This is a genomic window from Petrachloros mirabilis (assembly GCF_975968855.1).
In genome coordinates, this window is the sequence record NZ_CDLUDY010000021.1 from 1 (window position 1) to 5,179 (window position 5,179).

Below are 5,179 nucleotides of genomic sequence, written 5' to 3' on the forward strand. Positions count from 1 at the left end.
CTGAATAAATGGTTGGAGTTTCGACTCTCCTGGAGTGATAGGCGTTCGAACTCCGAGATATGAATAATATTGTCCCTGATGATCGATTTGATAGCCGGTAAAGACGTCTCCAGCCATACCAGTTCCAGGCCACAGCAGGACCGCAAACAGGGCTATGCCGCAAGTGACGTGATTTTTCGCCATTGCTCTGTTCCCTTGTCTACGCGTTCGATTGCAAAGCCTGCCACGACCATTGCTTCGCACTGCATCACCCAGCATCGTCGGACCTTGAATGACAAACATTCTACATGCAACGTTCCATGTTCACCTATCAAATCAACCGTTCCTGCGAACTTGGCTGAAAGTCCGCTCTTTGAAATCGTCCCCACAGTTCCCTGCACCGTTCGGCCTTGGCATTCCATTCGGCATGGTTGTTCAAAAGTCCCGCGCCGCTGATACCGATGTGACCTTCTTGAATTCGCAAAGACCATCCGGAACACGCGGATGATCGACCACAGGCTGCGAAATATCCCTGGCTCGACCTGGGGTTGATTCCAGTGGTGATGATCGGAAAACGTCGCCGCAATTAATGAATCGGTTGTTTTGCGATCGATGTCGATAAAGTTCAGACCTATCTCAAAGATATTTGAAGACAAAACCTTTTGACGGCAGATCCTCCCTTCAACGGTGAGGCGCTCACCTGCTGAGCTAACGACGCTGAACAGGACGCTGTCTTCCCCGACCAACACTTGCCGATTCGACCGAATGAGCACACCTGTTTCATTGATGTCCTCGACAGTACCGCTAAGCCGTTCTTCTCCGGCAATCAATTCACATGGCATCCGCCGCTTGATGCGAAAGATTTTTCGCCATTCTGGGAGCTCTACAGCTGCCAAAATAGCGACGCCAATCAGAACGAGATTGACGAACCCCCAAAAAGGCTGACCTCTAAACCGGGCAGGATAACCCCTGCCAGCCACAGGCGGAGGCCCGTGACTATTCCTGCGACAAGAAGTCCCATGATCACTAAGTGAGGAATCACAAACGAGAATCGGGAGAAACCACGAGTTTCTTGAGGCACACCCTTCGGGGTGACAACGAACGGCCGCTTCTTCCAAGGCCTCAGTGCGGTCTTGAGCGTGGCACAACTCAGAGCAACGCTGTCGGCCGTTTCATAAATATCGGACCAAAACGCATTTCTTGTTCCCCGACTAACGGTTCTCAGCATGACCAATGTCGCCACATAGTAGGACCCGAAAAAGTTGACCAGAGACGGCACATCGGCTGTCACAGGGATGATCCCAAGAAGTAACGCAAACAACGGGGCGACCAGGCAAACGACTCTTGGAATCCCGTGAAGGAAATAGAAGATTGAGGCAAAGTACCCGAGGCGTTGGGGGATACTGAGCCCGCGCATTGTAAAAGGATTTGCCTGAAAGAGGATTTGGACATGGCCCATCGCCCATCGTATCCGTTGTTTCATGGAACTTTCGAAGGTTTCCGGCATCAACCCCGCGGCGAGAACCTTATTGAGGTAGCATGACCGATAGCCTTTGGCATGGACGACCATGCTCGTGTGAATGTCTTCCGTCACGGTTTCTGTGCGGAACCCGCCGACTTCCATCAAGACACGACGGCGAAACAAGCCACAGCTTCCCGCAAAGAAAGCACTATTGTGATGGTCACGGCCAGCCTGAAGCACGCGATAGAACAACGCTTGCTCATTCTTCAACACCCCTTCAAGCTGCAAATTCTTTTGAAAGATGTCGGAGTTGTAAAAATGATGCGGCGTTTGCACAAACGCAACTTTGGCGTCCTGAAAAAATCCGACCGTCTCTTTCAAGAAAGCGTACGTCGGAACATGGTCGACGTCGAAGATTGCGATAATCTCTCCCGACGTCACTTGAAGCGCGTGATTCAGATTGCCTGCTTTGGCATGTTGCCGATCAGGTCTGCGGATATACCCACATTCCATCGATTCTGCTAAGGACTTCACATCATCTCTTTGACCATCATCGAGTACGTAGACCCGAACTCGGTCTTTAGGATAGTCCTGATTGATGCAGCCGACCAAGGTGCGGCGAAGGATGTTCAACGGCTCATTGACTACTGTCACAAAAATATCGACGGCGGGATAGCGCCGTATCGGCACCGGCCTGCGTTCGAGCGGAGACCATGCATGATAGGCAAAGAGCAGGACCTGAACAAAGGCATACGCTTCAGCTGTATAGACTGCCCAACTCACCAGAAGGCTGGTCCAATCTCCCGTGTTCAGCGTGTATAGCCCTCTCCATAACAAGTAGCGTGCGTAAAGAAAAAGGGTTAGGGCCAATATGACCTGATGCCCCTTTTTCCTCCAACTAAGCAAACCAATCGCCGCTAATAGAATTAGTGAGAGAGGGACTGCTACTGCATCGCTATAGAAATATTCGAACCACTTCATGAACTATGTCCTTGGCACATCGGCTTCAACCGTTTTGATGGATTGTTCCGAAATTACAAGCATTTTGGATCTGGCTTCTTTCAGCGGCATCCATGACTCAGACTAATATGAAAAGGTCTTCGCGCCTATACCAACAACGGAGGGGCAAGCCTTATACAGTGGTGGTATTCCTTGAGATGAACATCACCGAAGAACCCGGCTGCAACGATTCACCTTGCACCGGGCTTTTTCAAATTTACTGATTGCGCGGAATTGCTTGGGCAAACTCCAGACAGCGTGATATTCCTCGCTCGTAGGTGCCTATCCCCCACCGGTTGAGGGATAGCCATCTGCGACGTTCGATGGGACACTTCAAGCCATGACTCTTTATGACTGAAGACCTCGTTCGGTCTTCGATTCGAGAACGTATCGCCCATCGAGCTAGGAAAGGACGAGACTATGGCACTGCCTATCAGGACAACTTTACGATTGGCTGGCGTTGGCCTTGTTACCGCCTTCCTCGCAACAGCCACATTGCTGGCATCACAAACTCAGCCTGGCTCCGGAAGCGCGCCAGTTTCCTCCTCCACAGTCGTTGCGACAGTCGGCAGCCATACCATCACACTCCATGACGTGGAGCAGGCTGCGGCCTTGCCTCTCTATCAAGTGGATCAACAGCGCGACCAATTGCTACAACGCACACTTCAAAGGAAGATTGAGGATGTGCTGTTGGAACAAGAGGCTTCGCGACAACACATCACTGTTTCCGAGTTACTGAAGAAAGCCTCCAAATCGGAGACGATTATGAAAATGGCGGATATGCCCGCTGCAGTCCGAAGGGTGACTGTGGCCGGATCGGACGAGGGATCAGGGCAGGATGTCATGCAGGACATTCAAGAGGAAGCGAGAATTCGCCAAGCACTTCTAGTCTCCCTTCGACGCAAGGCGGACATCAGCACATCATTTACTCCCCTAGAATCACCTGTTCTCCCGGTCAGTGTCGATGACGATCCCTCCGTCGGCCCGGCAGATGCCCCGATTACGATCGTGGAATTTTCAGACTTCCAATGTCCCTACTGCCAAAAGAGCGTGGGCGTATTGAAAGTTCTCCAACGCCTGTATGGAGAAAAGATCAGGATCGTTTACCGGGATTATCCAGGTCCTAATCATTCAGATGCAGCGCCAGCAGCCGAAGCAGCCCAGTGTGCTAATGAATCAGGGAAGTTTTGGGAATACCACGATCTGCTGTTTGAGCGGCAATCGGCCGGAAGGGGTTGGGATTTTTCAGGTTTGGCAAAAGAGGTGGGACTTCCGGAAGAGGCGTTCACCAAATGTTTGAGTTCTGGCCGCCATCGCAAGGAAATTCTCAATGACATGCAAGACGCTATGCGGCTAGGGATTTCCAGCACACCGACCTTTTTCATCAACGGACGGCCAATGGTTGGCGCACAGACTGTCTCCGATTTTCAAGCTATGATTGATCCGCTCTTGAATGCCGAGTCAGTCAACAATCCGCCTCTCTCGTAAAAGTTGATTCCATCTTGTCATCCGACCTCCTTCTGCCCTACTCTCTAGAAGGAGGCCGGTTATGGATGAATCAACTCGTTTAACGAAAACCAAAGAGCAGTGGGCCAAGGCACGGCGCGGCGGAGAGGAACGGGAAGTCTTCGAGCAGGGTGACGAGCGGCTCCCGCCGGGGCAGCACCTCGTCGAAACCTTTCCCGTGCTCGATCTGGGTTTCAAGCCGGAGATCGCGCTTTCGGATTGGAGAATCACCATCGGCGGTTTTGTGACCAACCCCGTTACCTGGAATTGGGAACAGTTCCTATCCCAACCTCAGTTCAAACATGTATCGGACTTTCACTGCGTCACCTCTTGGAGCCGGTACGACAACGAATGGGAAGGGGTAAGTTTCAAACACATCATCTCCGTCGTGAAACCCCTTACACTCGCGAAATTCGTCCTCTTCAAATCTTACGACGACTACACAACCAATTTGCCGTTGGACGCATGCGACGATGACGACGTGCTCCTGACCTACAAATGGAACGGCAAGCCTCTTTCAAAAGAACATGGGGGCCCTGTCCGCGTGATCGTCCCGAAACGCTACGCGTGGAAAGGAGCCAAGTGGGTGAAGGAGATAACGTTTTCTGATAAGGACGAGAAGGGGTTTTGGGAGGTCCGAGGTTACTCTAATACGGCGTTACCCTGGCTCAACGATCGCTACGCGTGAGGAACACTTCTGCGTAATTCATTGCGATTCATATTAATACCTTGAAGCAACAGGTTTCCATTCGTTTTTCCTTTCGCCGTTCAATCCTCCCTGTTTTCGGCAAAGTTTGTAGCGCCCTTCCGGCAATGTAGAAGTCTCTCAAAAGTGTTCCTTTCAAGGCATTCTCCTCTAGTCATGCTCAGAAGCGGATACACGCATCCCTACATTGGCACTAATATGAATTTCTCGTTATGATGCCGCCTGCAATGGCCGGGACGCATCCGAAAGTTCACGCGATTGAGTATTGGCCCATTAATATACCCCTGAAGGATCCCTTTGTCGTTGCCACAGGATCTCGTATTACTGCGGAGAACCTATTCATTCGTCTCACGTTGGACGACGGCACACAGGGGTTCGGCGAGGCTGCACCATTCCCCGAAGTTGGCGGAGAAGATCGATCCTCTTGCCTCGACGCTGTTGCCAGGCTTGGAACGACATTGTTGGGACTGCCTTCTTCCGAATACGTGGCTGCGGCCAAAGGCATGGCCATACTTGCGCCAAACCAA

At 51.6% G+C, this 5,179-nt stretch carries 5 protein-coding genes; 3 read left to right on the forward strand and 2 right to left on the reverse strand.

Annotated features, from left to right (window positions below; translation table 11 throughout):
- Positions 1-152: 152 nt before the first annotated feature.
- The gene (locus tag ACWVCN_RS00715; protein ID WP_455243585.1) at positions 153-959 is read right to left on the reverse strand and encodes a PilZ domain-containing protein; all 807 of its coding nucleotides are present in this window, start codon (positions 957-959) and stop codon (positions 153-155) included.
- Positions 890-2,422: a glycosyltransferase gene (locus ACWVCN_RS00720; RefSeq protein WP_455243586.1), complete on the reverse strand. Its 1,533-nt coding sequence runs from the start codon at positions 2,420-2,422 to the stop codon at positions 890-892. The genes ACWVCN_RS00715 and ACWVCN_RS00720 overlap by 70 nt, the downstream gene beginning before the upstream one ends.
- 438 nt (positions 2,423-2,860) lie before the next feature.
- Here ACWVCN_RS00720 and ACWVCN_RS00725 point away from each other — a divergent pair, with 438 nt between their 5' ends.
- The 3 genes from ACWVCN_RS00725 to ACWVCN_RS00735 all read left to right on the forward strand — a co-directional run.
- Complete coding sequence (locus ACWVCN_RS00725; protein WP_455243587.1) at positions 2,861-3,928, forward strand: thioredoxin domain-containing protein; 1,068 nt, start codon at positions 2,861-2,863, stop codon at positions 3,926-3,928.
- A 61-nt stretch (positions 3,929-3,989) separates the two neighbouring features.
- Positions 3,990-4,634 carry a sulfite oxidase-like oxidoreductase gene (locus tag ACWVCN_RS00730; RefSeq protein ID WP_455243588.1) on the forward strand — a complete coding sequence of 215 codons (645 nt, stop codon included), beginning with the start codon at positions 3,990-3,992 and terminating at the stop codon, positions 4,632-4,634.
- Positions 4,635-4,864: 230 nt separating this feature from the next.
- Positions 4,865-5,179: hypothetical protein (locus ACWVCN_RS00735; protein WP_455243589.1), on the forward strand; the 315-nt coding region annotated here is incomplete at its 3' end.

Bases quoted from the DNA above. Each gene is read 5' to 3' on its own strand.
- ACWVCN_RS00730 (WP_455243588.1), top strand. From the start codon at position 3,990: ATGGATGAATCAACTCGTTTAACGAAAACCAAAGAGCAGTGGGCCAAG.
- ACWVCN_RS00725 (WP_455243587.1), top strand. From the start codon at position 2,861: ATGGCACTGCCTATCAGGACAACTTTACGATTGGCTGGCGTTGGCCTT.
- ACWVCN_RS00720 (WP_455243586.1), bottom strand. From the start codon at position 2,422: ATGAAGTGGTTCGAATATTTCTATAGCGATGCAGTAGCAGTCCCTCTC.